Below are 1,550 nucleotides of genomic sequence, written 5' to 3'. Positions count from 1 at the left end.
ATTGCTGGCTAGCGAGAAGGGCAAAGGCGGCGCACACGTGAAGCTCGATCTTTACCGCGACAATAAACACTATCGCTTCCGGGTTACAAATGTTGGATCGGCACAGGCTCGAAATGTTCAGGTCAAGATCCTCACAGGGAAGGATGAGCACGATCCTATTGCAGGCACAGACTACGACTCGAAGTTCCCTGCCCCCGTGTTGGAACCAGGCTCTTCAATTTCCCTGTTCGCCGCCATCTATATTGGAAGTCCTACGGCCTACAATGCGCTGGTGTCATGGGAAGACCCCGATGGTAGGAAAGCCGAGAACACTACCTATGTGGCGCTGTGAATCGGCGCACGGCTTCTGGACGCAAAGGCAATACTCTCAAAGTCGAGGGGGACGGGTCATTTGGCGGATCGCGGGGGTAGAGACCTTCGCTTGCTCGCGAGCTCTCCCATACTCGTTGGAATCGAGCTCTCGACGCTCCTTGAGAGCAGCAGCCTTGGCAATCGACTCATCTAGCTTGGCATAGGTCTCCTTATCCGATATCAATTCCCGCACAAGATCCAAGTTGGCTCGGGGAACCAAAACATCCACCATTTCATCATGACAATTCTGGAGTGCAATATACAATCCGAGCTCCGGATCCGCTGTTTTGTGTGCAAACTCCAAGAGCGACTTGACGATMTCTGCATGACCAATGGTTGCCGCAGCGAGCATGGCCTTGTATCCAAAGTCGCGCGGAGCATGCCCCGTTTTGACAATTGCCCACAGTAGCTTCCGCACAAGGCTCTCATGCCCCTTGGCAGCAGCGACATTAAGACCCATTGAGTAGGTGTCTTCCGGATCGGGGAGTCCAGCCCCTATCAAGTAATCAATCACCTCAACATGGTTATTCTCTGCGGCAGCCGAGAAGCCATACTGTGCGCACTGAATTTTTGATGAAAATGGCAACAGGTGCTTGACCACTTCCAAGTGCCCCTCCCGGCAAGCCGCGATCAATGCTCGACTATTCCTAGCCTTTGCATCCGAACCTAAAATCAGATGAAAGACGACATCAGGATGGCCATGGAGTGATGCCTCGTACAATGCCTGCGAGTCACGCTGAAAGGGGTTACATGACCTGATAAGCAGTTGGACGCATTCGAGGTGGCCATGCCTGGCCGCTAGGCAAAGCGCGGCGTCATCTTCGGAATCACAATACGGCATCAGCATTCTTACCAAGTCAACTTTGCCGAGCTTGGCTGCTGTCTTCAAGGGCTCTTGCTTCCAAGATGCTGTCAACAAGGGTAAAAGGACATCAATGATTGCATCTTGATCAAGCCTAATAGCCTCCAAGATGGCTTCACGAGCGGCCTCATCGACATCAGGCTGTGCCCGACACAGGTGGGCAGCGGCCACCGCATCATTGGCCTGAATGGACTTCCTAATCCTCTGCTGAAATGTCTTTTTCATATCTACCCTCTTTTCAAGATAGGGCAGTTCGAGCAATCGTCAAGGCCACTGCACACTCATCTTCCGTAGCGAATTAACTCGGATATTACAGAGGAAGTGCGCCATCTAGCAC

General features: G+C 52.6%; 2 protein-coding genes. One reads left to right on the top strand and one right to left on the bottom strand.

Annotated features, from left to right (window positions below; all coding sequences use genetic code 11):
• Nucleotides 1–331, top strand: a 331-nt coding sequence (locus ACXJKH_RS20300) for a hypothetical protein (protein ID WP_457322064.1), incomplete at its 5' end; no start/stop codon positions are given.
• Nucleotides 332–367: 36 nt separating this feature from the next.
• Here ACXJKH_RS20300 and ACXJKH_RS20295 read toward each other — a convergent pair.
• Nucleotides 368–1,438 (bottom strand): ankyrin repeat domain-containing protein, encoded by a 1,071-nt coding sequence (locus ACXJKH_RS20295; RefSeq protein WP_457322066.1) that lies wholly within the window; start codon nt 1,436–1,438, stop codon nt 368–370.
• Nucleotides 1,439–1,550: the final 112 nt, after the last annotated feature.

This window comes from Stenotrophomonas sp. P5_B8, from assembly GCF_054049855.1.
The sequence above is the reverse complement of the archived record's forward strand: the minus strand, read 5'-3'. Positions and strand labels throughout refer to the sequence as shown.